The organism is Mesorhizobium sp. LNHC232B00 (assembly GCF_000502435.1).
GTDB lineage: Bacteria > Pseudomonadota > Alphaproteobacteria > Rhizobiales > Rhizobiaceae > Mesorhizobium > Mesorhizobium opportunistum.
In genome coordinates, this window is sequence record NZ_AYWP01000006.1 from 104,221 (window position 1) to 127,499 (window position 23,279).

Below are 23,279 nucleotides of genomic sequence, written 5' to 3' on the forward strand. Positions count from 1 at the left end.
AAAACCGCGTCGGTGAGTCCTTGGAGCAACGGTTTTGCGCGTTTGGGGAACGCGTTGAAGTTCATGCATCACATGAACTTCAACGGCCGCTACAGAAGCTGACCGAGAAACTCCTGCACGGCATGCCCGGAGCGGAAATTGCCGATGCGCTTGATCTCCCAGTGCAGGCGGATGCCCGAATGTTCGAGCACGCGGGCACGCACGGTCTCGCCGAGATATTCGAGATCGTAACCGGTCGCAGTGCCAGTGTTGATCATGAAGTTGCAGTGCATCGGCGACATCTGTGCACCGCCGATCATCAGGCCGCGGCAGCCTGCCTTGTCGATCTCCTTCCAGGCCGACGTGCCTTCCGGATTCTTGAAAGTGGAGCCGCCGGTCTTTTCGCGGATCGGCTGCACGGTCTCGCGGTGGTTCTGGACTGCATCCATCGCTGCCTTGATCACCGCCTTCTCCTCGGCAAAGCCTTCGAACACCGCCGAAGTGAAGATCAGCCCGGACGGGGCTCCGGAATGGCGATAGGCATAGCCCATCTCGGCATTGCTCAACGTCAGGAGATTGCCCTTGCGGTCGAGCGCCCGCACCTCGACGACGCGCTCGCGTGTCTCGACACCATTGGCACCGGCATTCATCCTCAGCGCCCCGCCAATGGCGCCTGGGATGCCGTGGTAGAAATGGAAGCCGCCAATGCCTGCCTCGAGCGCCACCGCGGCTACCCGCTTGTCGGGCGTGGCCGCGCCGGCCTTGATCCTGATCGGCGAAATGACTTCGGCCTCGCCAAAGCCCTTGGCTGAAAGCCGGATGACAAAGCCGGGGATGCCGCCGTCGCGGACCAGCAGGTTCGAGCCGACGCCGACGATGGTCAGCGGCACCTCTTCGGGAACCGCCTTGAGGAACGCGGCCAGGTCCTCCTCGTCGGCCGGCTGGAACAGCGCCTCGGCAAGGCCGCCGGCCCGGAACCAGGTGATCTTGTCCATCTCGGCATTCGGCGTGATGCGGCCGCGCAGGCCGGCAAGCCGGTCGCCAAGTCTGTCGATCAAGGCCTGGCCGTGCATCATGAAACAGTCCCGCCGAGCTCCTTGGGCAGCGCGTAGGCCCATTGGGTGATGTTGCCGGCGCCGAGGAAGACGACGAAATCGCCAGGTTTGGCCAGATCGCGGATAACCGGCGCGATCGCCGTCGGCCCCTCTATGTAGCGGGCATCGCGATGGCCGCCGGCACGGATGCGAGACACCAGCTCGTCTGACGTGACACCGTCGATCGGCTCTTCGCCGGCAGCGTAAACCGGGGCGACCATCACCGTGTCGGCGTCGTTGAAGCAGGCGGAGAACTCGTTGAACAGATCATGCAGCCGGGTGAAGCGGTGCGGCTGGGCAATGGCGATGACGCGGCCCTTGGTGGCGCTGCGCGCCGCCTTCAGCACCGCAGCGATTTCGACGGGATGGTGGCCATAATCGTCGAACACATCGACGCCGTTCCACGAGCCGGTATGGGTGAAGCGCCGCTTGACGCCGGCGAAGGACGACAGGCCCTTCTTGATCGCCTCGGCCGACAGGCCAAGTTCGTGCGCGACCGCGATCGCGGCGGTGGCGTTGGAGACGTTGTGACGGCCGGGCATCGGCAGCCGCAGGTCCGATATCGCTGTCTGGCCGCCCGTCTTGCGGTTGCGGATCACCACGTCGAATTCCGAAATGGCGCCGGCCATGCGGTGGTTGGTGAAGCGCACGTCGGCCTGCGCGTTCTCGCCATAAGTGATGACGCGGCGGTCCTCGATCCTGCTGACCAGCGCCTGTACTTCCGGGTGGTCGGTGCACATCACGCCAAAACCGTAGAACGGCACGTTCTCGACGAACTGGCGGAACGCCTCGCGCACCTTGTCGAAGCTGCCATAGTGATCGAGATGCTCGGGATCGATGTTGGTGACCACCGCGATCTCGGCCGGCAGTTTCAGGAAGGTGCCGTCGCTCTCGTCGGCCTCGACCACCATCCACTCGCCATCGCCCATACGGGCATTGGTGCCATAGGCGTTGATGATGCCGCCATTGATGACGGTCGGGTCGAGCCCGCCGGCTTCCAGCAGCGTCGCGACCATCGAGGTCGTCGTCGTCTTGCCATGCGTGCCGCCGATCGCCACCGCCTGGCGGAAGCGCATCAGTTCGGCTAGCATCTCGGCGCGGCGCACGATGGGCAGCAGCTTTTCGCGCGCGGCCTTCAGCTCCGGATTGGATTTCTTGATCGCTGTCGAAACGACCACCACCTCGGCCTCGCCGAGGTTTTCGGCCTTGTGGCCGACGAAGCATTCGATGCCCTTGTCGCGCAGCCGTTGCACGTTGGCGCTCTCGGCCTGGTCGGACCCTTGCACCTTGTAGCCGAGATTGTGCAGCACTTCGGCGATGCCGCTCATGCCGATGCCGCCAATACCGATGAAATGTACAAGGCCGATGGTCTGCGGCATCTTCATGCGTGCGTCCCCTTCCTGAAATCCGAGACGGTTTTTTCGGACGCAATAGCCTCTGTGAGATCGGCGAGCAACCGTGCCGCGTCCGGTCTGCCGGCCGATTTCGCGCCTGCAGCCATCGCGGCCAGCCGCTCGGGATTGTCCATCAGCCCACCAATGAGCGCCGCGATGCGCTCGGGCGACAGCGAGGATTGCGGGTGCACCTCGCCGCCTCCGGCAGCGGCAAGGGCCGCCGCGTTCGCCGCCTGGTCGTGGTCGAGCGCATAGGGATAAGGCACCAGCAGTGCCGGCCGGCCGATGACGGCGATCTCCGAAACGGTCGAGGCGCCGGAGCGCGAGATCACCAGATGCGCGGTCGCCATGCGCGCCGCCATATCGGTGAAGAAGGGCGAGACCTCGACGGCGACGCCAAGAGCGGCATAGGCGGCCTTCACTCGCGCCACATCATCCGCCCGCGCTTGCTGCGTGATCACAAGCCGTTTGCGCTGCGCATCCGAAAGCAGTGCGACGGCCCCCGGCATGGCGTCGGAAAAGAACTGCGCACCCTGGCTGCCGCCGAACACCAGGAGGCGGAACGGCTGTTCGCCGGCCGATGCCGCATAAGGCGTCCTGGCCGCTTCCAGCACGGCCGGCCGGACCGGATTGCCTGTCGTCACCGTCTTGGCGCCCGCGGCACTCGTATCCTGCGGCAGGAAGCCGCCGGCGATCGCATCCACGCGGCCGGCCAGCGCCCGGTTGGCGCGCCCCATCACTGCGTTCTGTTCATGAATCAGCGTCGGCACCTTGCGCCGGGTCGCCGCATAGAGCGGCGGCAAGGTCGGATAGCCGCCGAAGCCGACGACCGCATCCGGCTTGATCCTGGCGATGACGGCAGACGCCTGGCGCACGCCGCGCCAGATTTTCCAGAAGGCGCCGAGCATGACGATGGGGTTCTTCGAGCCCATCGTCGCCGACTGGATGGGATGGATGGCGGCGGCCGGGAAATGGCCTGCAAACCGCTCGGCACGGTCGTCGGTCGCCAGATGCACCGACCAGCCGCGCTCGTTCAGCTCATGCGCCAGCGCCTCGGCCGGAAACAGGTGTCCGCCGGTTCCGCCCGCCGCAAGAAGGATGACGCCTCTCGCCATGTCACTCCGCCGGCATGGCGCGCTGCGGCAGCGTAAAGCCCATTTGCTTGCGCTTTTCCGGCCGCTTGCGCGTCAGCGCCAGCACCATGCCCATCGAGATGGCGATGGCGATCTGCGAGGAGCCGCCATAGGAGATGAAGGGCAATGTCATGCCCTTGGCTGGCACCAGCTGCAGGTTGACGCACATGTTGATGACCGCCTGCAGGCCGAACACGGTGACCAGGCCGCCGACCGCATAGCGGGTGAAATCGTCATGTTCCTTGAACGCCGTGTTGAGACCGCGCAGCACGATGAAGGCGAAGATCGACATGATAAAGAAGCACATGATCAGGCCGAATTCCTCGCCCGCGACCGAAAACACGAAGTCGGCATGGCTGTCCGGAATGACCCGTTTGACGGTGCCCTCGCCCGGCCCGACGCCGAACCAGCCGCCGTTGATCAGGGCGTCGCGTCCCATGTCGACCTGGAACGTATCGCCTTCGCCGGTGAGGAACTTGTCGATACGCAAGGCCACGTGCGGGAACACCGTATAGGCGGCGAAGACGCCGCCGACGCCGGCCGCGCCCAGCACGATGATCCACAGCCATGGCAACCCCGCCATGAAGAACATGATACCCCAGGTGCCTGTCGTCAGCATGGTCTGGCCGAGATCCGGCTGCGCCACCAGCAGCGACACGACCAGCACCAGGAGCAGCATGGAGAACAGATTGCCGGGAATGTCGGGCTGACGCTTGTGTTCGGCGAACAGCCAGGCGCACATGATGACGAAGGCCGGCTTGAGGAATTCCGACGGCTGGATCGACAGGCCGGCAATCGACACCCAGCGCCGCGCGCCCTTCACCTCGATGCCGATGTAGAGCACCGCCACCATCAGCACCAGCATCAGGCACAGCATGATCAGTGCCATGCGCCGGATCTGCCGGGAGTCGAGGAAGGAGACGGCCAGCATCACGCCGAGCGCCGGCACGGTGAAGATGATCTGCCTGGTGGCGAAGTGGAAGCTGTCGAGACCGATGCGTTCGGCCACCGCCGGGCTGGCGGCAAACGACAAGACGATGCCGAGCCCCATCAGCGACAGGAATGCCGCCAGGAACCAGCGATCGATCGTCCACCACCAGGTTGCAACCGGGCTTTTGTCGAGACGGCTCTGCATTATCGTGCCCCTCCGATGGGTTTCACGCCCTCGATAGCATTCGCAGCTTGCCTGAAGGCTTCGCCGCGGACTTCGAAATTCTTGAACTGGTCGAAACTGGCGCAGGCCGGCGACAACAGCACCACAGCCTCGCCGCCGTCGTCCCTGGCCGCATCATGCGCGGCGTGTTCGACCGCGGCGGCCAGCGTGCCCGATATCTCGTAGGACACCGCCTCGCCCAGCGTCGCCGAGAAGGCGGGCGCCGCCTCGCCGATCAGGTAGGCCTTGGCGATACGCGGGAAGAAGCCGCGCAGCGGCTCGATGCCGCCTTCCTTGGGCAGGCCGCCGGCGATCCAGTAGATGCGGCTGAAGCTCGACAGGGCGGGCGCCGCCGCATCGGCATTGGTCGCCTTGGAATCGTTGATGAACAGCACATGGTCCTTGCGGCCGACCTGCTCCATGCGATGCGCGAGGCCTGGGAAGCTTTCCAGCCCCGACTGGATCTCACCAAGCTCCATCCCAACCCTCAGGCACGCGGCGACCGCGGCAAGCGCGTTCTGCGCATTGTGCTGGCCGCGCAGCGAACCGATGCCTTCGAGGAAGGCGACCCGGCTGTAGCGGCCGTGCACGGCTTCCATCAAATTGCTGCCGTCGGCGAAATAGCCGTCGGTCAAAGGCAGCCGCTTGGAGATGCGGATGACCTGCCGCCCGGCCCGCTCCAGCCGTTCGGCGATCTGCGCGCACCAGGAATCGTCGATGCCGATGATCGCCGTCTCGCTACCCGCCACCAGCCGTTCCTTGATCGAGGCGTAGTGCTGCATGGTGCCGTGGCGGTCGAGATGGTCGGGCGTCAGGTTGAGCAGGATGCCGGCCGTCGGGTTGATCGAGGGTGCGAGGTCGATCTGGTAGGACGAGCATTCCACGACATAGTGGCGATCGGGCTTCGGCGGATCGAGCGTCATCACCGCGCGGCCGATATTGCCGCCCATCTGCGTGTCGCGGCCCGCCGATTTGAGGATATGCGCCGTCAGTGCGGTCGTCGTCGACTTGCCGTTGGTGCCGGTTATCCCGATGAAGGGAGCTGTCGGCGCACTGAGCGTCCGTTCGCGGCAGAACAGTTCGATGTCGCCGATCACCTCGACACCGGCGCCGCGCGCCAGCTCCACCGTCCAATGCGGTTTGGGATGTGTCAGCGGCACGCCCGGCGACAGCACGAAGGCCGAGAATTTCGCCCAGTCGGCGCCGCGCAGGTCGGCGGTTTCAATGCCGGTGGCGGCCGCCTTGGCGACGCTATCGGGATTGTCGTCCCAGGCCAGCACCTCCGCACCGCCCTCGATCAGCGCGCGCGCCGTCGCTATCCCCGAGCCACCGAGCCCGAAGAGCGAAACGCGCTTGCCTGCGAAGGATGCGGCGGGGATCAAGGGGGTTGCTACCTAAGCTTGAGAGTGGAGAGGCCGACCAGAGCCAGGATGACGGCGATGATCCAGAAACGGATCACCACCTGGCTTTCAGTCCAGCCGAGCTTTTCGAAATGATGATGGATTGGCGCCATCAGGAACACCCGCTTGCCGGTCATCTTGAAGTAGCCGACCTGGATTATGACCGACAGGATTTCCACGACAAACAACCCGCCGACGATGACCAGCACGATCTCGTGCTTGGTGGCGACCGCGACGGTGCCGATCAGGCCACCCATGGCCAGCGAGCCGGTGTCGCCCATGAAGATCGCCGCCGGCGGCGCGTTGAACCAGAGGAAGCCGAGGCCGGCGCCAATGACGGCGCCCAGCACGACCGCCAGTTCGCCGGTGCCCGGCACGAAATGGATCTGCAGATATTCGGCGAACACCGCGTTGCCGGAGAGATAGGCGATGACGCCGAAGGACGCCGCCGCGATCATGATCGGCACGATCGCAAGTCCGTCGAGGCCGTCGGTCAGGTTCACCGCATTGCCGGCGCCGACGATGACAAAACAGGAGAACGGAATGAAGAACCAGCCGAGGTTGATGATGAATTCCTTGGCGAAGGGGAACGTCAGCGACGACGAGAACGGCGCCTGGCCATTGTGCATGATCACCCAGGCGGCAATGCCCGCGATGACGAATTCCAGCGCCAGCCTTGCCTTGCCGGAAAAGCCGAGATGCGACTGCTTGGTCACCTTCAGATAGTCGTCGTAGAAGCCGATCGAGCCGAAGCCGAGCGTCACCAAAAGCACCACCCAGACATAGATGCTCGACAAGTTCGCCCACAGCAGAGACGAGCCGATGATGCCGGACAGGATCATCAGGCCGCCCATGGTCGGCGTGCCGGCCTTCTTGAAATGCGTCTGCGGCCCGTCGGCACGGATCGGCTGGCCCTTGCCCTGGCGCAGCCTGAGTGAATTGATGATCGTCGGCCCGAAGATGAAGACGATCAGCGCCGATGTGATCAGCGCCCCGCCGGTGCGGAAGGTGATGTAGCGGAAGACATTGAAGACCGAGATCTTGTCCGCAAAATCGACGAGCAGTGTGAACATGCGCTTTCGTCCCCCGACTTGGTCTAGGTCTGTTTGCTGGTTGTGGATTCCGCCGGGAATTTGCCCAGCAGCGCATCGACCAGTTTTGCGAAACCGATGCCCTTCGACGATTTGATCATCACCACGTCGCCCGGCTTCAGCGCGGCAAGCAGCACCGGCTTCAACTCGGCGACGCCGGCGCGGTATTCCGTCTGGATCTCGGCCGGAAGCGCATCCGCCAGCGCTTTCATTTCCGGGCCACCGAGAAAAACGGTCTGCGTGCCGGTACCGACGATGAGGTCGGCAAGCGCGGCATGCAGCTTGGCCGAATGATCACCGAGCTCCAGCATGTCGCCGAGCACGGCGATGCGACGACCCTCGCCCGTCACCGGCGTCGTGTTGAGCAACGCCATCGCGGCGGCCATCGATGCCGGATTGGCATTGTAGCTCTCGTCGATCAGCGTGATCGGGCCACCGGGATGGCGCAGCACGTGGCGCTTGCCGCGCCCACGCTCGGCGGAGAGATCGGCCAACGCCAGCACCACTTTGTCGAGGTCGGCGCCGACCAGATGCGCCGCGCCCAGCACGGCCAGCACGTTCTGCACCATATGACGGCCGGGCGCGCCGATACGGGCGATCATATCATGACCGCCGATCCTGGCGGCGATGTCGGAATGGTCGGCGTGGAGTTCGCACTTGGTGAGCTTGAAGGTCGACCGCGCGTTCTCGCCGAAGCCGTAGACATGCTCGACACCAGCGGCATGCGCCATCTTGTCCAGAAGCTTGAAGCGCGCATCGTCACGGTTGAGGATGGCCGCGCCATCGGGTTCGATGCCCTCGAAAATCTCGGCCTTGGCCTTGGCGATCTCGTCTAGGTTGCGGAAGAAGCCGAGATGCGCCGCCGCGATCATGGTGACGATGGCGACATGCGGCCGCACCATTTTGACCAGCGGCCGGATCTCGTCGGGATGGTTCATGCCGATCTCGAACACGGCGTAATCGCAATCCACGGGCATGCGCGCCAAGGTCAGCGGCACGCCCCAATGGTTGTTGAAGGACTGCGCCGAGGCATGCACCTTGCCCACCGCCGACAGCACGTGGCGCAGCGCTTCCTTGGTGGTGGTCTTGCCGGCGGAACCGGTCACCGCGATGATTTTTGCCCGCGAACGGGCTCGTGCCGCGACACCGAGTTTTTCCAATGCGACCAGCACGTCCTCGACGACGACAATCGGCGCCGTCAGCCGGCCGAGCGACGGCAGCTTGCCTTCCGCCACCACCAATACGCCGGCGCCGGCCTTGATCGCAGCGGTGGCGAAGTCGTGTCCGTCCATCGCCTCGCCCTTGATGGCGAAGAAGGCATCACCGGGCTGCAGGCTGCGGCTGTCGATCGAAATGCCCGATATGCCTTCCGGCATCGGACCGAGCGGCCGCCCGTCCATGGCGGCAACCAGCGCTTCGGAAGTCCACAAGAGGGTCATGCGGCACGCTCCCGCAGCGCGGCGCGGACTTCCTCATGATCGGAGAAATGCAGCGTCTCGGAGCCGATCGTCTGGCCTTCCTCGTGGCCCTTGCCGGCCACGATCAGCGTGTCGCCGGCATGAAGCATGGCGACTGCATCGTGGATCGCCTTGCGCCGGTCGCCGATCTCNTCGATGGCGCCAGGCGCCGCGGCCATGATGGCGGCGCGGATGGTCTCGGGCACTTCCGAACGCGGATTGTCGTCTGTGACGATGACGACATCGGCGAGCCGGGTCGCGATCTCGCCCATGATCGGCCTTTTTCCGCGGTCGCGGTCGCCGCCGCAGCCGAACACGACCATGACGCGGCCCGTGGTGAACGGCCGCACCGACGCCAGCACGTTTTCCAGCGCATCGGGCTTGTGGGCATAGTCGACATAAACGGGCGAACCATTGGCGGTGGTCCCGACGAGATCGAGCCGGCCCGGCGCGCCCTTCAAGTTCTCCAACGACATCAAAGTCTTGGCAGTGGGTGTTCCCGTGGAAATGGCGAGCCCCGCGGAAACCAGCGCGTTCGAAATCTGGAAATCGCCGGCCAGCGGCAAGTCGATCTCGTAAAGCACACCGTCGGCCTCGACCTCGGCGCGCTGGCGATGACGCTCATGCTCGACCCGCTTCAGCCGGAGGAAATCGCCATGGCGGCCAACGGTCAGCACCTCGAGCCCGGCGGCCCACGCCGCCTGGATCGTCGGCGCCGACCACGGATCGTCGGCGAAGATGACCGCCGGCGCGCCTTTCGGCAGCAGCGTGTCGAACAGGCGCAATTTGGCGCGGTGATAATCCTCGACCGTTGGATGGTAGTCCATGTGGTCGCGGCCAAGATTGGTGAAGCCGCCGGCGGCGAGCTTGACGCCGTCGAGGCGGCGCTGGTCGAGCCCGTGGCTGGAAGCCTCCATCGAGGCGTGGGTAACGCCGGCGTCGGCCAATTCCTTGAGCAGTTGGTGCAGGGCGACCGGATCGGGAGTCGTCAGAGAACCATATTCGTTGCGGCCCGGCGCCACCACGCCGGTGGTGCCGATCGAGGCGGCGGCGTAGCCCGCCTGCTCCCAGATCTGCCTGGTGAAGGCGGCGACCGACGTCTTGCCGCTGGTGCCGGTCACCGCAATCATGGTTTGTGGCTGCTTGCCGAAAAAGCGGGCGGCTCCGAGCGCCAGCGCCAGGCGCGGATCGTCCACCGCCAGCACTGGCACCTGCTGCCCGCCAACGGCGGTGCCCTTGGCTGTTACGATCGCCACGGCACCGCGCCTGGCGGCATCGGCGGCATAGGCCGAGCCGTCGGCTTTGCTTCCCGCAAGCGCGAAGAAGATGACGCCGGGTTTAACCTGCCGGGAATCCGACGAGATGCCGGTAACCTCCAGATCGGCGGAAGCTGTTCCTTCGACTGGCAGGATACCGTCTAGATCTCTGAGCTTCATCGAGTTCCGTTCACCGCAACAAAATAGCGCGCAGTTACCGGCGCGCCCCAAGAATCACTGATAGGACACCAGCGTTGCACCATTTTCATGGCTGAAATCTGGCTTCACGCCAAGCATGGCCGCTGAACGCCTGATGATATTACCGGCTATAACCCCGGCATTCGCCGCCGCGACGTCGGTCATCCCGGGCTTTTCGGGGTGCGGGGCATCGGCAATCGTAAACACGAGATATTGCGGATCGTCCATCGGGAAGGCGGCGACGAAGGTGTTGAAATTCAAATCCTTAGAATAGCGGCCGTTGATCACCTTCTCGGCCGTTCCGGTCTTGCCGCCGACCCGGTAGCCGGGGACCCTGGCGTTTCTGGCCGAGCCCTTCTCGGCGTTGAGCGTATAGAGGTAGCGCATGCCTTCGACGGTTTTGTCGCTGACCACTTTCTTGGCCGTCGCCATCGCTTCCTGCTCGCTGCGGACCAGGAACGTCGGTTCCATCAAGTAGCCGCCATTCATCAGCGCCGCGCAGCCGACAGCCGCTTGCAGCGGTGTCGTCGACACGCCATGGCCAAAGGCGATGGTGAACGAATTGACCTGTTTCCAGACCTTCGGTTCCGTCGGGCGGGCGACTTCGGGCAGTTCGGTCTGCATCTTGTCCAGGATGCCAAGGCGATGCAGGAATTCCCGGTGCCCGGCGATGCCGACCAGTTCGGCCTCTCGGGCCGACCCGATATTGGACGAATAGAGGAACACCTCCGGCAACGACAGCACACGGTTCTTGCCGTGGAAATCATGGATGGCCTGATGGCCGACCCGGATTGGATGCGAAGCGTCGAAGCGGCTCGCCATCGTCGCCTTGCCGGAATCGAGCGCCATGGCCGAGGTGAAGCTCTTGAAAGTCGAGCCCATCTCATAGAGCCCCGCCGACATCCGGTTCAGCCGGTCCTTTTCCTGTGCATTGTAGGGATTATTCGGATCGAAATCCGGCACCGAAGCCATGGCCACCACTTCGCCAGTCTTGACGTTGAGCACGACGGCTCCGGCGCCCATGGCGCGATAGCGCTCCAGGCCGGCGGCGATCTCGTCACGCACCACATGCTGGATGCGCAGATCGATCGAAAGCTTCACCGGCTTGAGATCCTTGGCCACCGCCAGGCCCGACGCCTGCAGGTCGCTCAGGCCCTGCTCGTCGATGTACTTCTCCATGCCGGAGATGCCCTGGTTGTCGATGTTGGTCAGGCCGACAATGTAGGAGGAGGTCTCGCCACTTGGATAGAAACGGCGCTTCTCGGTGCGGAAGCCGAAGCCGGGAATGCCGAGCTGCATGATGTCGGCCTGCTGCTTGGGCGTCAGCTGGCGCTGCAGCCAGACGAAGCCGGCGCCGCTCTTGAGCTTGTGGTAGGTCTGCTCATAATCGATCTCGGGCAGAACGGTCGACAGTTTTTCGATCGCCTCGTCGGCATCGACGATGCGGCGCGGCTCTGCGAACAATGACGCTGTCTTGATGTCGGTAGCCAGCACTTCGCCATTGCGGTCGACGATGTCGGGCCGCGAGGCGGTGACCCGGCTCTGCGGGCCGCCCGACAGGTCGGGTGTCTGGAAGCCGAGATAGACCAGCCGCCCGGAAATGACCGAGAAGATGCCGAAGAACACCGCCATCGTCATCACGATGCGCGCCTTGCCCTTGCCGCCGGTCGCCTTGCGGGCGCCCTCGACGACGATGGACCCGTCCTCGACCGTCCTGGCCCGGCGCTTCAGCAGTTTGCCGATCATTGGGCGATGCCTCCGGTGACGACGGGATCCTTGTCGCCCGGGGGCGCCTTGTCGGAATTGTCGGCCATGCCGCCCTGGCGGCCGTTCAGTATGTCCTGGATGTCCAGGGCCTTGGACGGCAGGTCGCCCAGGCCCACGATCTGGCGCGCGCTGACCGGCTCGAGGGCGAGCTGCGCCTTGTAGAGTTCGGCGAGCTTCTGCAGCCGCGACGGCTGGGTGAGCAGGCTCCAGTCGGCTTTGAGCAGGTCGATCGTCTCCTCCTCGTAGCGTATCTGGGTATGGATCTTCTGCACCGCCGCCAGTTGGTCCTCGGCCTCGCGCTTGATCTTGTAGGTCAGGGCCGCCGCCGAAACCATGACGGCGATCAGGACAATGTCGCTGGTACGGAACACGTGTTTACCTCTCCCCCTGCCGGTCGATACCGGGAAGCTTTGGAAGGCCGAAAATCGAAAAATCGCCGGGGCGCGCCGGCGCCTCGGTGCGGATCGCGGCGCGCAGCCTCGCCGAGCGGGCGCGTGGATTGGCCGCGATCTCGGCGTCACCAGGCGTCACGCCGCCGCCTGCCTTGCGGAAGGTGGCGGTGCGCGCCGGCGCCTCGGGCATGTGGCGAGACCCCGTCACGGCATCGGCGCGGTCGGCTATGAAGCGCTTGACGATACGGTCTTCCAGCGAATGGAACGTCACCACGACGAGGCGTCCGCCCGGCTTCAGCGCGCGTTCGGCAGCGAACAGGGCCTTGGCCAACTCGCCGAGCTCGTCGTTGACGAAGATGCGCAGCGCCTGGAAGACGCGGGTGGCCGGATGGATCTTGTCCTTCGGCGCGCGGCCGATATGCGTCTCGATGGCGTCGGCGAGTTCCAGCGTGCGTTCGAACGGCCGCTTTTCGCGGCGCGCCTCGATCATGCGGGCGATACGCCCGGCGTGACGCTCCTCGCCGAGAAAGCCGAAGATGCGGGCAAGGTCGCCCGGCTTGAAGCTGTTGACGACATCGGCGGCGCTGAGACCCGCCTGCGCCATGCGCATGTCGAGCGGCCCGTCGGAGCGGAAGGAAAACCCGCGTTCGGCCTGGTCGAGCTGCATCGAGGACACGCCAATGTCGAGCACGACGCCATCAACGCTTTCGGCATGCTCGTCCAGCGTCGAGAACGGCGCCTGCACCAACTTCAGCCTGCCGCCCGAGTGTGCCTCGAGATCGCGACCGGCGGCGATCGCATCCGGGTCGCGGTCGATGGCCACCACCGAAGCCCCCGTCGCCAGGATGGCTTTGGTGTAGCCGCCGGCGCCGAACGTGCCGTCAATGATGATGTCGCCTTCCGCCGGCGCCAGTGCCTTTAGCACTTCGCCAAGGAGGACCGGAATGTGGCGGGCCGATCCGCCAACGGCGTTGATGTCATCGCCGTGGCCCGCCGTCATTCCGGTCGCTCCCCAGGCTTCGTCCCCTGCCGAAGCTGCAAAAGCCGGGCGCGCGCCTGCGCGCCATAGGCAGCAAGCCGTCCCGGCTCCCAGATCTGAAAGAAATTGCCGCGGCCGACAAAGGTCACCTCCGCCGAGATGCCGGTATGCTCGCGAATGAAATCGGTCATGGTGATGCGGCCATCCTGGTCGAGTTTCAGGAACGCGCCATCGCCATGACAGAAGAAGGACATGTCGTCCGCCGTCTGCAGGAAGGGATCCTCGAGCGCGATGCGCTGCTCGTACCGATCGAGCAGGTCGAGCCCACCGACATCCATCGCCGGCAGATCCAGGCAACGCAGCGCGTAGAGTTCCGAATAGCCGCGCTTCTGCACGACGGCACGGAAATGCGCCGGAACGGATACCCGTCCCTTCGCATCGATCCTGCTCACCGTGTTCGACAGAAACCGGTCCATCACGCGTTACAGCCGCTTGCGCCGCCGCACCCCTCTTCATGGTGTCGCACGCGCCGCCGCAGCGCGTTCCCTGCCTTGCACCCACCTCGTTTACGCGGGCAAAAACCGGCAAACGCGCAGCCGCCGCGGCTGCCCGATTGGCGTACGCTTTACCCTGACGCGGAACGAAGGCTTGAGTATCGGAATGGGATATCATGGGGCACTATGGGCGTCAACGGGAATAGGCTTCACAAACACGCGCATCGCGACCGATGAGGGCAGCCGTTACGGCACGTCTCGTCTTTATGGATCATTAAGCCTAACGAAGCGTTTAGAGCGCTTGGCCCAACCGGAGGCGGCTTGCTGGGGCGCGTTGCCGGGCATAGCGTTCGCTCGCGTCCGGCCGGTCACCAGGAGGGTTTGAGAATCGATGCCTGAATCAGCGAACACACGCGCTGCAGCACTTCCCCATCTGCGCAACAACGGGCTCGCCATGGGCGACCCGATCCCGCTGCCTCTGACCATGGCCGCGATCTACCATGCGCCTGGCGATGCCACCGGCTACGATCAGTATGGCCGCTTCAGCAATCCGACCTGGGACGCGGTCGAACATATGCTGGCGCATCTGGAAGACGCGCCCTGTGTGGCCTTCCCTTCCGGAATGGGCGCGATCTCGGCCGTGTTCTTCGGACTGCTCAAGACTGGCGACCGTATCCTGCTGCCGTCGGACGGCTATCACACGACAAGGGCACTGGCCGATCGCTTCCTGAAGCCTTTCGGCGTCAGCTATGATGTCCGTCCGACCTCGGCGTACCTCGATGGCGGCTTCGATGGCTACCGGCTTGCTTTCGTCGAAACCCCGGCCAATCCGGGACTGGATATCTGCGACATAGCGGCCGTTGCCGCGGCGGTTCACAAAGCAGGTGCGCTGCTGGCGATCGACAACACGACGATGACGCCGTTCGGCCAGCGCCCGCTCGACCATGGCGCCGATATCGTCGTCGCCGCCGACACCAAGGCGCCGAACGGCCATTCCGACGTGCTGTTCGGCCACGTCGCCAGCCGCAACGCCGACATCATAGCCGCCGTGACCGGCTGGCGTGAAATTTCGGGCAGCATTCCCGGACCATTCGAAGCCTGGCTGGTGCACCGTGGCCTGGAGACACTCGATGTGCGCTTCGACCGCATGTGCACCTCCGCGGAAGTGATCGCGCGGCGACTGCAGGGCCACCGGGGGATCAGCGGCCTGCGCTTTCCCGGACTGGAGAGCGATCCGTCGCACAACCTTGCCCGCGCCCAGATGGAGCGCTTCGGCTTTCTCATCTCGTTCGAGCTTGCCTCGGAACAGAAGGCCGAGGATTTCATCAACAATTGCGACCTGATGCAGGCAGCGACATCCTTCGGCGGCGTCCACACCTCGGCCGAGCGGCGCTTGAAGCGAGGCGATGCGGTTGCGCCTGGCTTCGTACGCCTCTCGGTCGGATGTGAACCGGTGGAAGAACTCTGGAAAGCAATCGAGATGTCGCTGGACGGGATCAGAGGCTGACAGGATCGATCACGAACCGAGATCGTCGGCTTCGATGTCGCGATGGCCGTGCAGCACGCGAAGAATTTCGATCGCTTCGCCACCGACGCGATACAGGGTGAGATAATCGCCGACCACCAGATGACGGATGCCGGGCGCAATATCGTCGCGTGGCGCACCTGAGAGGGGAAAGATGGCCAGTTGCTGCCATCGCGCTTCGATGCGATCGAGGAGCCGATCGGCTGCAGCCTCGCTGTCCTGGGCAATATGCAGCCAGATCGCGATCAGATCGTCTTCAACGCGTGCATTCCGGACGATGGACAACAGATTCATGCTGCGTCGTCAGATCGCAACCGTCTCCGCGCCTCGGCTTTGATTTCATCCATCGATGCAAATCGACCAGGCCCGCTATCGGTCCCTTCCTGCACCAGCTTGCGCAGTTCCTCGACCGTATAGCCGAGCAGATCGCGGCGGTCCTTCCATTGCCGCAGCGCATCGCGGATCACTTCGCTCGCCGAAGCATATTCGCCGGCGGCAACCACATCGTCCACCGCTTGCGCCAGTTCCGGCGACAGCGTGATGCTGCGTTTATCGACATGTCCCATGATAGGCTCCCGATGCCTTTCGTCGATCCTATGGTACGATTTAATCGTACCTGCTTCAAGCAATGGCTTGGTGTCGATCCAGCCGGCAAAAGCCGCACCGACTTGAATCGGCAGGCGCGCTGGAGGGCGCAACCTGCTGATCTCAAGCGTTTTTCTTTCGAAGGAAAACTGCCAGCCGGCCTGTAAGCCGGGTTTTGTATGGCTCTCGCCCCTTGCGGGACGAGAACGTGGCGGCCATTCATCTTGGGCGCATGTCGCCATGCGCCTCACGCAACCTACCCGGACGGTGAGCCGGAAACAGCCCTCGAGGGTTTCCCCTCGCACCGCCCCTATTCGGTCTTGCTCCCGGTGGGGTTTACCGTGCCGCTCCTGTTGCCAGTCGCGCGGTGGGCTCTTACCCCACCCTTTCACCCTTACCACGGTGAAACCGTGGCGGTTTGCTTTCTGTGGCACTTTCCCTGGGGTCGCCCCCGCCGGCCATTAACCGGCACCGTGTCTCCATGGAGCCCGGACTTTCCTCACCCGCGGCCTTTCGGCGTTTGCGAGTGCGGCCGCCCGGCCAGCTGGCAAGGCGTATAAAGGGGTTCAGCCCAGAAAACGCAACCGAAAAAGCCGGTTGCGGCCAGCTCTTCTTACGCCAACTCTTCTCAGGCAGGCGCACCAACGGCGGCCAACTGCACCTTGACCTTGCTGCAATAGGCGGCAGAGACAGGGTTCATCCGTGTCGCGCCATGGCCGGCATTGTATTTCAGGATCGTGCCGCAGGTCGTGCCGCCGCCGAGATCCCGCGCCATGGCGAGATACTTCATGCCGTATTTGATGTTGGTATCGGGATCGAAGAGGCCCTTGGCCGAACCGTTGTAGCCCATCATCCGCGCCGTTGCCGGCTTGATCTGCATCAGGCCGATCTCGCCGGCGCCGCCGACCATGTTCGGCCGGTAATTGCTCTCGATCTTGATGACGGCATTAGCCAGTGACACCGGGATGCCGTAGCTCGCCGCATAGCGGGCGACGATCGCGGAATACTGGCCGCTGCTGGCCACCGCTGCCGTCGACGCGGCTGCATTCCCGAGGCCGATCGATGCCGTCGTCATCATGTCGACGGTCTTGCGTCCGCGCTTGGTCTGCTTTTTGGCGGTGGATTTCTTCGCCTTGGTCCAGCTTGCCTTTTCCACTTTCGCGGAAGCCTGCTTCTTCGCCGTCTTCACACTCCTGCTGCTTTTGGCCGAAATGGCCTTGCCCTTGGCGGTTGCCACTACGAGCCCTTGATCGGCCCGGGGGCTTAACGGCGCAGCATTGGCCGCACCAAAGGCAAAAGTCATTACGCCGGCAGCAAGAGCTGCCGTTACAACGGTCAATTTCTGCATGTGATCCTGTTCTGTTTGGACCACGCGAAGATCATCGCGTGGCACGCCTTGATTAATATCGGAACATCCGGGGGGATAGACGTCCGACAAACTGTACGAATTGCCCTTTGAAGTCCGAATTGGCGCCAATGAAGGCGGGGCAAGTCACTTTAAGTGACAGTTTGTAACCTGAAAGGCGAAAAGGATTACTTGGGCAGGCCTTGACCCTGGGTCAGCGGCTCATGGAGGCAAGCAGTTTTTGCAGCGTACGCATCGTCGAGCCGTCGGCCAGCCCGTCAACCAGGCGGGGCCGGAAATGCCGTTGGAAAGCCTCGACGACAATCCGTGTCTGATGATCGAAAACGCCCGATATCTCGGCACCATAGCCATAGAGCGCCAGCATCGACTGCAGTGCCTCGACATCGGCGCCGCTGTCGCCGGGCTTCAGCGCGGCTCCACGCCTCACGGGAACGGCCGGCACGAGATGGCCGACGCCGGCGTCGAACAGCGCGCGCCACGGAAACTTCTCGCCTGGATCGACTTTGCGCCCAGGCGCCACGTCCGAATGGGCCAGCACCCGCGTGGCGGGGATCGCATGCCGCGCGGCAATGCCTTTGCACAGGCCGATCACCGCGTCGATCTGGCGCTGGGGAAATCCGCGATAGCCCAGCGAATGTCCCGGATTGACGATCTCGATGCCGATCGAACAGGAGTTGATGTCGCTGTGTCCGAACCAGGAACTCTTGCCGGCGTGCCAGGCGCGGTCGCTTTCCCTGACCATCTGCACGATGTGGCCCTTCTCATGCACGAGATAATGCGACGAGACTTCGCTGGCCGGGTCGCACAGCCACGCCTCCGCCCCGGCACCCGTTGCCATGCCGGTATAGTGCAGCACGATCATGTCGGGTTTCAGCGTGTCGCGCCTTGGCCCGAAATTCGGCGACACCCTGACCTCGGCGCGCGGCTCGTCGGGCAGGAAGCCGCTCATACGTGCCGCAGGCCTCGCTCGATCATCTCATAGGCGGCGTTGATCGCCGCGACCCTGGTCGTCGCGATCTTGATGAATTCCTGCGGCAGGCCGCGCGCGATCAGCCGGTCGGGATGATTGTCGGAAACCAGCTTGCGGTACCGCTTCCTGACCTCCTCGAACGGCTTGCCGCGCTCGATGCCGAGCACGACATAGGGGTCGCCAGCGCCAAGATTGACGTGCCGCGCCAGGATGGCCTCGTAATGCGCCTCGTCGATGCGGAAAATCTCCGCTATCCGGTGCAGGAAGACGCCTTCATGCTCATGCACCAAGCCGTCGGCCTTGGCGATGTGGAACAGGCCGTCGAGTATGTCTTCCAGCATCACGCAGTTAGAATGCCCCGAGCCGCACATCTGCGCAATCCGTTCGGCATAGGTCTCGAAACCGGCCACGTCGCGCTGCGCCAGATCGAACAGCCGCGCCACATTGCGCGTCTCCTTCGGGGGCACTTCGAAGATTTCCTGGAAAGCGCGCACCTCGTCCTGGGTGACGATGCCGTCGGCCTTGGCCATCTTGGCCGAAAGCGCGATCATGGCCACCGAGAAGGCGACGCGGCGGCGCAGGTCCGCGTCGCCGGAGAACACCGTGCGCACGGCCTCGACGACGTCGGCGACGCCCGACGTCGTCGAAGACGAAACCCGTGTTATGAATTCGCCAAGGCGGTCCCAAATCGACATGGCCAGCTTCATAGAGCCAACCGGACCCCGCTATCAAGCCAATAACGGCCACTGTCCGGGGTCGGTGAGGAGAGCGCCTCGTCGGTTCCGATGGCCGCCTCCACAAGAAAAGGCCGGCATGACGCCGGCCTTTTCTCCCAAGACACTTACTGCTTACAAGCTACTGCGCGGGCGCAGGAGCAGGCGTTGCCGGAGCCGGCTCGGCAGGCTTGGTCGAATTATCGGCGGGGGCCGCGGGTTTCATCGGCTCGGAGGCCGGCGGATTGGTGCTCTGCGTGGTGGTGTTGTCAGTGCCTGTGCCGCTGTCGCTGCAGGCGGCGAGGCCCAGCAGGGCAAGCGCGGACACGGACGCAAGAATGAGCTTTTTCATGACATCTCTCCTTCAACACACGTTCACGTTGCAGTGAACGGTCGAAGGGGAAATGCATCACATCGCCATGAGTTTCGTAACGTTGCGTTTCCGCGTGTAACATCAACGGGATGCGTTGCCGCTGATGCCTTAGCGCATTAACAACGAAAGCTGGAAACGAAAAATGCCGGAGACAGCCGCCATGGCCGCGAAATGGGACTTCTGGATCGACCGCGGCGGCACCTTCACCGATGTCGTCGGCCGAGACCCGCAAGGGGGGCTGCATCCGCGCAAGCTCCTTTCGGAGAACCCGGAAGCCTATGGCGATGCCGCCATCCAGGGCATCCGTGACCTGCTCGGGCTTGAACCTGGGGTCGCGCTTCCGCCCGGCCGGCTCGGCGACATCAAGATGGGCACCACGGTGGCTACCAATGCGCTTCTGGAGCGCAAGGGCGACCGCGTGCTCCTGCTCATCACCAAGGGGTTTCGCGATGCGCTCAGGATCGCCTATCAGGCGCGCCCGGACATCTTCGCCAAGGAGATCATCCTTCCCGAACAGCTTTATGAGCGCGTCATCGAGGTCAACGAGCGTGTGCTGGCCGATGGCTCCGTCGAACGGCTGCTCGACATCGCCGCTTGTCGGCCGGCAATCGAACAGGCCAAGGCCGACGGCATCGATGCCGTAGCCATCGTCTTCATGCATGCCTGGAAATACCCCGATCACGAGAAGGCCGTGGCAAAAGTCTGCCGCAAGCTTGGTTTCGGCCAGGTCTCGGTCAGCCACGAGGTTTCGCCGCTGATCAAGCTGGTGGGCCGCGGCGACACAACCGTGGTCGACGCCTATCTGTCGCCCATCCTGTCGAGGTATGTGCAGAAGGTGGCGGGAGAACTGGGTGCGGCGGAAGAGACTGACCAATCCCCCCGCCTGATGTTCATGATGTCTTCTGGCGGCCTCACCGCCGCCAATATGTTCCAGGGCAAGGACGCGCTGCTGTCGGGTCCGGCCGGCGGCGTCGTCGGCATGGTCGAGACAGCGAAATCCGCCGGTTTCGACAAGGTCATCGGCTTCGACATGGGCGGTACATCAACCGATGTCGCCCACTATGATGGCGAGTATGAACGCGCCTTCGATACCGAAGTCGCCGGCGTGCGGGTCCGCGCCCCGATGATGCGCATCCACACCGTCGCCGCTGGCGGCGGTTCGATCTTGCACTACGAGGCCGGCCGCTTTCGTGCCGGCCCGGACTCCGCCGGCGCCAATCCCGGCCCCGCCGCCTACCGGCGTGGCGGACCGCTCGCCGTCACCGACGCCAACGTCATGCTGGGCAAGCTGCAGCCTGATTTCTTCCCGGCGATCTTCGGCCCCGGCCAGGATCAGCCGCTCGACGTCGAGGCCGTGCGCGCGAAATTCAGCGCACTTGCCGCCGAGATCGGTGACGGCCGCTCGCCCGAGGCGGTCGCGGAAGGCTTCATCACCATCGCCGTCGAGAACATGGCCAACGCCATCAAGAAGATTTCCGTGCAGCGCGGCTACGACGTCACCGAATATCTGCTCAACTGCTTTGGCGGCGCCGGCGGCCAGCACGCATGCCTGGTTGCCGACGCGCTCGGCATGGAGGCGGTGCTGATCCACCCTTTCTCCGGCCTGCTTTCGGCCTATGGCATCGGCCTGGCCTCCGTCTTTGCCTCGCGCCAGCAGGCGCTGCTAAAGCCGCTTGCGGAGGAGTCCCGAACGGAGATCGGTAGCCTCATTGACAATTTGAAAAACATCGTCATTGCCGAACTCGCTGCGCAAGGCATCGCCGAGGACGCGGTCGCCGCAAGGCCGGTGCTGCACATTCGCTACGACGGCACCGACGCGACACTGCCGGTGAATTTCGAAAGTGACTCGATTTTCCAGGCGAAGCGCGATTTCGAGATCGCCCACAAGGCGCAATTCGGTTTCGTCTATGACGACAAGCCGATGATCGTCGAGACGGTCGGCGTCGAGGGCACCGACACCGGCGGCGGCGGCCGCGACGAAAGTGATTCAGAAACCGAGGATCTCACCTTAAGCCCTTCGCAGAGCCGCGAAATCTTTACAGAGGGAGAATGGCGTCCATCCGGCATTTTCCGCCGTGAGGCGCTGAAGCCGGGCAACAGGATTGCCGGTCCCGCCCTGGTCATCGAGCCGAACCAGACCATCGTCATCGAGCCGGGCTGGCAGGCCGAGATTACCGCCAGGAACCATGTGCTGCTGCGCCGCATCGAAAGAAAGCGGCGTCAGGCAGCGCTCGGCACCGAAGCCGACCCGGTGATGCTGGAGGTCTTCAACAACCTCTTCATGTCGATCGCCGAGCAGATGGGGGTCACGCTGCAAAACACCGCCTACTCCGTCAACATCAAGGAAAGGCTGGATTTTTCCTGCGCTGTCTTCGATCACACCGGTGCGCTGGTCGCCAACGCGCCGCACATGCCGGTCCACCTCGGCTCGATGGACCGTTCGGTCGAGACCATCATCCGGCTGAACTCCGGCGACATCCATCCCGGCGACGTCTTTGCCCTCAACGCGCCCTATAATGGCGGCACCCATTTGCCCGACATCACCGTTGTGACGCCGGTGTTTTCCCTCCCCCTTGAGGGGAGGGTGGCCGCGCAGCGGCCGGGTGGGGTCCTCTCAGAAGGCACCGCAAGAACGTCGAGCACTGCCTCGGCGACCCCCTCCACCGCCTTCGGCGGCACCTCCCCCTCAAGGGGGGAGGAAATCCTCTTCTACGTTGCCTCGCGCGGTCACCACGCCGATATCGGCGGCACAGCGCCCGGATCGATGACGCCGCTCGCCACCACGGTCGACGAGGAAGGTGTCCTGTTCGACAATTTCCGCATCGTCGACCGCGGGAAATTCCGCGAGACGGAATTGCAGACGCTGCTCGCCGACCACCGCTATCCGGCCCGCAACCCGCACCAGAACATCGCCGACCTCAAGGCGCAGATCGCCGCCAACGAGAAAGGCGTCGCCGAACTGCGCAAGATGGTCGCGCATTTTGGCCTCGATGTCGTCGAGGCCTATATGGGTCACGTCCAGGACAACGCCGCCGAAAGCGTGCGCCGCGTGCTGGAGCGATTGCCCGACACGTCGCGATACGAATACCCGACCGACACCGGCCAGGTCATCAAGGTGAAGATATCGGTCGACCGGCAAAAACGCGAGGCGACCGTCGACTTCACCGGCACGTCGCCGGTCATGAAGAACAACTTCAACGCACCCGAGCCTGTCGCCCGTGCGGCGGTGCTTTATGCCTTCCGTGTCATGGTCGAGGACATGATCCCGATGAATGCCGGGTGCCTCAGGCCAATCAACATCATCATTCCCGATGGCTGCATGCTGAAGCCCGCCTACCCCGCCGCCGTCGTCGCCGGCAATGTCGAAACCTCGCAGCATGTCACCAACGCACTGTTCGGCGCCATGGGCGCGATGGCCAATGCGCAGGGCACGATGAACAATTTGACCTTCGGCAACAAGCAGTACCAGTATTACGAGACGATCTGCTCCGGCTCGCCGGCAGGCCAGATGAACTCCGGCCGCGGCTTTGCCGGCACGTCCGGCGTCCACACCCACATGACCAATTCCCGCCTCACCGACCCGGAAGTGCTGGAACTCCGCTTTCCCGTGGTGCTGGAGGATTTCCACATCCGCGAAGGGTCCGGCGGCACGGGCAAATGGAATGCCGGCGACGGCACCAAACGCACCATCCGCTTTCTCGAGAAGATGGAATGCGCGATCCTGTCCTCGCACCGCAACCGCCCGCCGCAGGGGCTGGACGGTGGTGGTGATGGTGAGGTCGGCTCGACCCAGGTTCGCCGCACGGACGGTGGCGTCGACACGTTGAAGGCCTGCGACCAGACCGTGCTGGATGCCGGTGAGGCTGTTATCCTGACGACACCGACGCCGGGCGGGTTTGGCCGCGCCTGAGGAAGCTTCGAGAAGTCGCTGCGGCGAGTCGGGTGACGTGACTTTCGAGA

The 23,279-nt window shown here is 64.1% G+C and carries 20 protein-coding genes and 1 other RNA gene; 2 read left to right on the forward strand and 19 right to left on the reverse strand.

What is annotated here, in order from left to right; all coding sequences use genetic code 11:
• Window positions 1–89 precede the first annotated feature (89 nt).
• The 12 genes from murB to mraZ all read right to left on the reverse strand — a co-directional run bounded on the left by murB (window position 90) and on the right by mraZ (window position 13,769).
• Window positions 90–1,055: a UDP-N-acetylmuramate dehydrogenase gene (gene murB / locus X743_RS158830; RefSeq protein WP_031257629.1), complete on the reverse strand. Its 966-nt coding sequence runs from the start codon at window positions 1,053–1,055 to the stop codon at window positions 90–92.
• On the reverse strand, window positions 1,052–2,458 hold the full coding sequence (gene murC / locus X743_RS158825) for a UDP-N-acetylmuramate--L-alanine ligase (RefSeq protein ID WP_023765126.1): 1,407 nt from the start codon (window positions 2,456–2,458) through the stop codon (window positions 1,052–1,054). Before murC ends, murB begins: the two co-directional genes overlap by 4 nt.
• Window positions 2,455–3,582, reverse strand: coding sequence for an undecaprenyldiphospho-muramoylpentapeptide beta-N-acetylglucosaminyltransferase (gene murG / locus X743_RS158820; RefSeq protein ID WP_023765127.1), 1,128 nt, complete (start codon window positions 3,580–3,582; stop codon window positions 2,455–2,457). Before murG ends, murC begins: the two co-directional genes overlap by 4 nt.
• A 1-nt stretch (window position 3,583) precedes the next feature.
• The gene (ftsW, locus tag X743_RS158815; RefSeq protein WP_023765128.1) at window positions 3,584–4,735 is read right to left on the reverse strand and encodes a putative lipid II flippase FtsW; all 1,152 of its coding nucleotides are present in this window, start codon (window positions 4,733–4,735) and stop codon (window positions 3,584–3,586) included.
• A complete protein-coding gene (gene murD, locus X743_RS158810) occupies window positions 4,735–6,135 on the reverse strand; it encodes a UDP-N-acetylmuramoyl-L-alanine--D-glutamate ligase (RefSeq protein ID WP_023765129.1) in 1,401 nt (466 codons plus the stop codon). The genes ftsW and murD overlap by 1 nt, the downstream gene beginning before the upstream one ends.
• A gap of 8 nt (window positions 6,136–6,143) precedes the next feature.
• On the reverse strand, window positions 6,144–7,226 hold the full coding sequence (gene mraY, locus X743_RS158805) for a phospho-N-acetylmuramoyl-pentapeptide-transferase (RefSeq protein WP_023765130.1): 1,083 nt from the start codon (window positions 7,224–7,226) through the stop codon (window positions 6,144–6,146).
• Between the two features lie 23 nt (window positions 7,227–7,249).
• Window positions 7,250–8,683 (reverse strand): UDP-N-acetylmuramoylalanyl-D-glutamyl-2,6-diaminopimelate--D-alanyl-D-alanine ligase, encoded by a 1,434-nt coding sequence (locus X743_RS158800; RefSeq protein ID WP_023765131.1) that lies wholly within the window; start codon window positions 8,681–8,683, stop codon window positions 7,250–7,252.
• Entirely contained in the window at window positions 8,680–10,137 is a 1,458-nt protein-coding gene (locus tag X743_RS158795) for a UDP-N-acetylmuramoyl-L-alanyl-D-glutamate--2,6-diaminopimelate ligase (protein WP_023765132.1), read from the reverse strand. Before X743_RS158795 ends, X743_RS158800 begins: the two co-directional genes overlap by 4 nt.
• A gap of 54 nt (window positions 10,138–10,191) precedes the next feature.
• Entirely contained in the window at window positions 10,192–11,901 is a 1,710-nt protein-coding gene (locus X743_RS158790; protein WP_023765133.1) for a penicillin-binding protein 2, read from the reverse strand.
• Entirely contained in the window at window positions 11,898–12,293 is a 396-nt protein-coding gene (locus tag X743_RS158785) for a hypothetical protein (RefSeq protein WP_023765134.1), read from the reverse strand. The genes X743_RS158790 and X743_RS158785 overlap by 4 nt, the downstream gene beginning before the upstream one ends.
• 4 nt (window positions 12,294–12,297) lie before the next feature.
• Window positions 12,298–13,314, reverse strand: coding sequence for a 16S rRNA (cytosine(1402)-N(4))-methyltransferase RsmH (gene rsmH / locus X743_RS158780; protein ID WP_023765135.1), 1,017 nt, complete (start codon window positions 13,312–13,314; stop codon window positions 12,298–12,300).
• Complete coding sequence (gene mraZ, locus X743_RS158775) at window positions 13,311–13,769, reverse strand: division/cell wall cluster transcriptional repressor MraZ (protein WP_023765136.1); 459 nt, start codon at window positions 13,767–13,769, stop codon at window positions 13,311–13,313. The genes rsmH and mraZ overlap by 4 nt, the downstream gene beginning before the upstream one ends.
• A 409-nt stretch (window positions 13,770–14,178) precedes the next feature.
• On the opposite strand from mraZ, the gene X743_RS158770 reads away from it, so the two are divergent.
• Window positions 14,179–15,294, forward strand: a complete 1,116-nt coding sequence (locus X743_RS158770) for a cystathionine gamma-lyase (RefSeq protein WP_023765137.1) — start codon at window positions 14,179–14,181, stop codon at window positions 15,292–15,294.
• A gap of 9 nt (window positions 15,295–15,303) precedes the next feature.
• Here the strand turns inward: X743_RS158770 and X743_RS158765 are convergent, their stop codons facing one another.
• The 7 genes from X743_RS158765 to X743_RS158740 all read right to left on the reverse strand — a co-directional run bounded on the left by X743_RS158765 (window position 15,304) and on the right by X743_RS158740 (window position 19,298).
• Window positions 15,304–15,606: a type II toxin-antitoxin system RelE/ParE family toxin gene (locus X743_RS158765; protein WP_023765138.1), complete on the reverse strand. Its 303-nt coding sequence runs from the start codon at window positions 15,604–15,606 to the stop codon at window positions 15,304–15,306.
• A complete protein-coding gene (locus X743_RS158760; protein WP_013894659.1) occupies window positions 15,603–15,878 on the reverse strand; it encodes a type II toxin-antitoxin system ParD family antitoxin in 276 nt (91 codons plus the stop codon). The genes X743_RS158765 and X743_RS158760 overlap by 4 nt, the downstream gene beginning before the upstream one ends.
• 167 nt (window positions 15,879–16,045) lie before the next feature.
• An RNA gene (gene rnpB, locus X743_RS1000000169810) (RNase P RNA component class A) lies at window positions 16,046–16,445 on the reverse strand.
• Window positions 16,446–16,525: 80 nt separating this feature from the next.
• Window positions 16,526–17,245, reverse strand: coding sequence for a transglycosylase SLT domain-containing protein (locus X743_RS158755; RefSeq protein WP_023765139.1), 720 nt, complete (start codon window positions 17,243–17,245; stop codon window positions 16,526–16,528).
• A 211-nt stretch (window positions 17,246–17,456) separates the two neighbouring features.
• On the reverse strand, window positions 17,457–18,212 hold the full coding sequence (locus tag X743_RS158750; protein ID WP_023765140.1) for an N-acetylmuramoyl-L-alanine amidase: 756 nt from the start codon (window positions 18,210–18,212) through the stop codon (window positions 17,457–17,459).
• Window positions 18,209–18,928 (reverse strand): DnaJ family molecular chaperone, encoded by a 720-nt coding sequence (locus X743_RS158745; protein WP_023765141.1) that lies wholly within the window; start codon window positions 18,926–18,928, stop codon window positions 18,209–18,211. The genes X743_RS158750 and X743_RS158745 overlap by 4 nt, the downstream gene beginning before the upstream one ends.
• A 160-nt stretch (window positions 18,929–19,088) precedes the next feature.
• Window positions 19,089–19,298: a hypothetical protein gene (locus X743_RS158740; protein WP_023765142.1), complete on the reverse strand. Its 210-nt coding sequence runs from the start codon at window positions 19,296–19,298 to the stop codon at window positions 19,089–19,091.
• Between the two features lie 181 nt (window positions 19,299–19,479).
• On the opposite strand from X743_RS158740, the gene X743_RS158735 reads away from it, so the two are divergent.
• Window positions 19,480–23,229 (forward strand): hydantoinase B/oxoprolinase family protein, encoded by a 3,750-nt coding sequence (locus X743_RS158735; RefSeq protein WP_023765143.1) that lies wholly within the window; start codon window positions 19,480–19,482, stop codon window positions 23,227–23,229.
• The last annotated feature ends 50 nt before the right edge of the window (window positions 23,230–23,279 follow it).

Excerpts from the sequence above, each read along its gene's own strand:
- murB (WP_031257629.1), bottom strand. The coding sequence starts at position 1,055 with ATGATGCACGGCCAGGCCTTGATCGACAGACTTGGCGACCGGCTTGCC.
- murC (WP_023765126.1), bottom strand. The coding sequence starts at position 2,458 with ATGAAGATGCCGCAGACCATCGGCCTTGTACATTTCATCGGTATTGGC.
- murG (WP_023765127.1), bottom strand. The coding sequence starts at position 3,582 with ATGGCGAGAGGCGTCATCCTTCTTGCGGCGGGCGGAACCGGCGGACAC.
- ftsW (WP_023765128.1), bottom strand. The coding sequence starts at position 4,735 with ATGCAGAGCCGTCTCGACAAAAGCCCGGTTGCAACCTGGTGGTGGACG.
- mraY (WP_023765130.1), bottom strand. The coding sequence starts at position 7,226 with ATGTTCACACTGCTCGTCGATTTTGCGGACAAGATCTCGGTCTTCAAT.
- X743_RS158800 (WP_023765131.1), bottom strand. The coding sequence starts at position 8,683 with ATGACCCTCTTGTGGACTTCCGAAGCGCTGGTTGCCGCCATGGACGGG.
- X743_RS158790 (WP_023765133.1), bottom strand. The coding sequence starts at position 11,901 with ATGATCGGCAAACTGCTGAAGCGCCGGGCCAGGACGGTCGAGGACGGG.
- rsmH (WP_023765135.1), bottom strand. The coding sequence starts at position 13,314 with ATGACGGCGGGCCACGGCGATGACATCAACGCCGTTGGCGGATCGGCC.
- mraZ (WP_023765136.1), bottom strand. The coding sequence starts at position 13,769 with ATGGACCGGTTTCTGTCGAACACGGTGAGCAGGATCGATGCGAAGGGA.
- X743_RS158770 (WP_023765137.1), top strand. The coding sequence starts at position 14,179 with ATGCCTGAATCAGCGAACACACGCGCTGCAGCACTTCCCCATCTGCGC.
- X743_RS158765 (WP_023765138.1), bottom strand. The coding sequence starts at position 15,606 with ATGAATCTGTTGTCCATCGTCCGGAATGCACGCGTTGAAGACGATCTG.
- X743_RS158760 (WP_013894659.1), bottom strand. The coding sequence starts at position 15,878 with ATGGGACATGTCGATAAACGCAGCATCACGCTGTCGCCGGAACTGGCG.
- X743_RS158755 (WP_023765139.1), bottom strand. The coding sequence starts at position 17,245 with ATGCAGAAATTGACCGTTGTAACGGCAGCTCTTGCTGCCGGCGTAATG.
- X743_RS158750 (WP_023765140.1), bottom strand. The coding sequence starts at position 18,212 with ATGAGCGGCTTCCTGCCCGACGAGCCGCGCGCCGAGGTCAGGGTGTCG.
- X743_RS158745 (WP_023765141.1), bottom strand. The coding sequence starts at position 18,928 with ATGTCGATTTGGGACCGCCTTGGCGAATTCATAACACGGGTTTCGTCT.
- X743_RS158740 (WP_023765142.1), bottom strand. The coding sequence starts at position 19,298 with ATGAAAAAGCTCATTCTTGCGTCCGTGTCCGCGCTTGCCCTGCTGGGC.
- X743_RS158735 (WP_023765143.1), top strand. The coding sequence starts at position 19,480 with ATGGCCGCGAAATGGGACTTCTGGATCGACCGCGGCGGCACCTTCACC.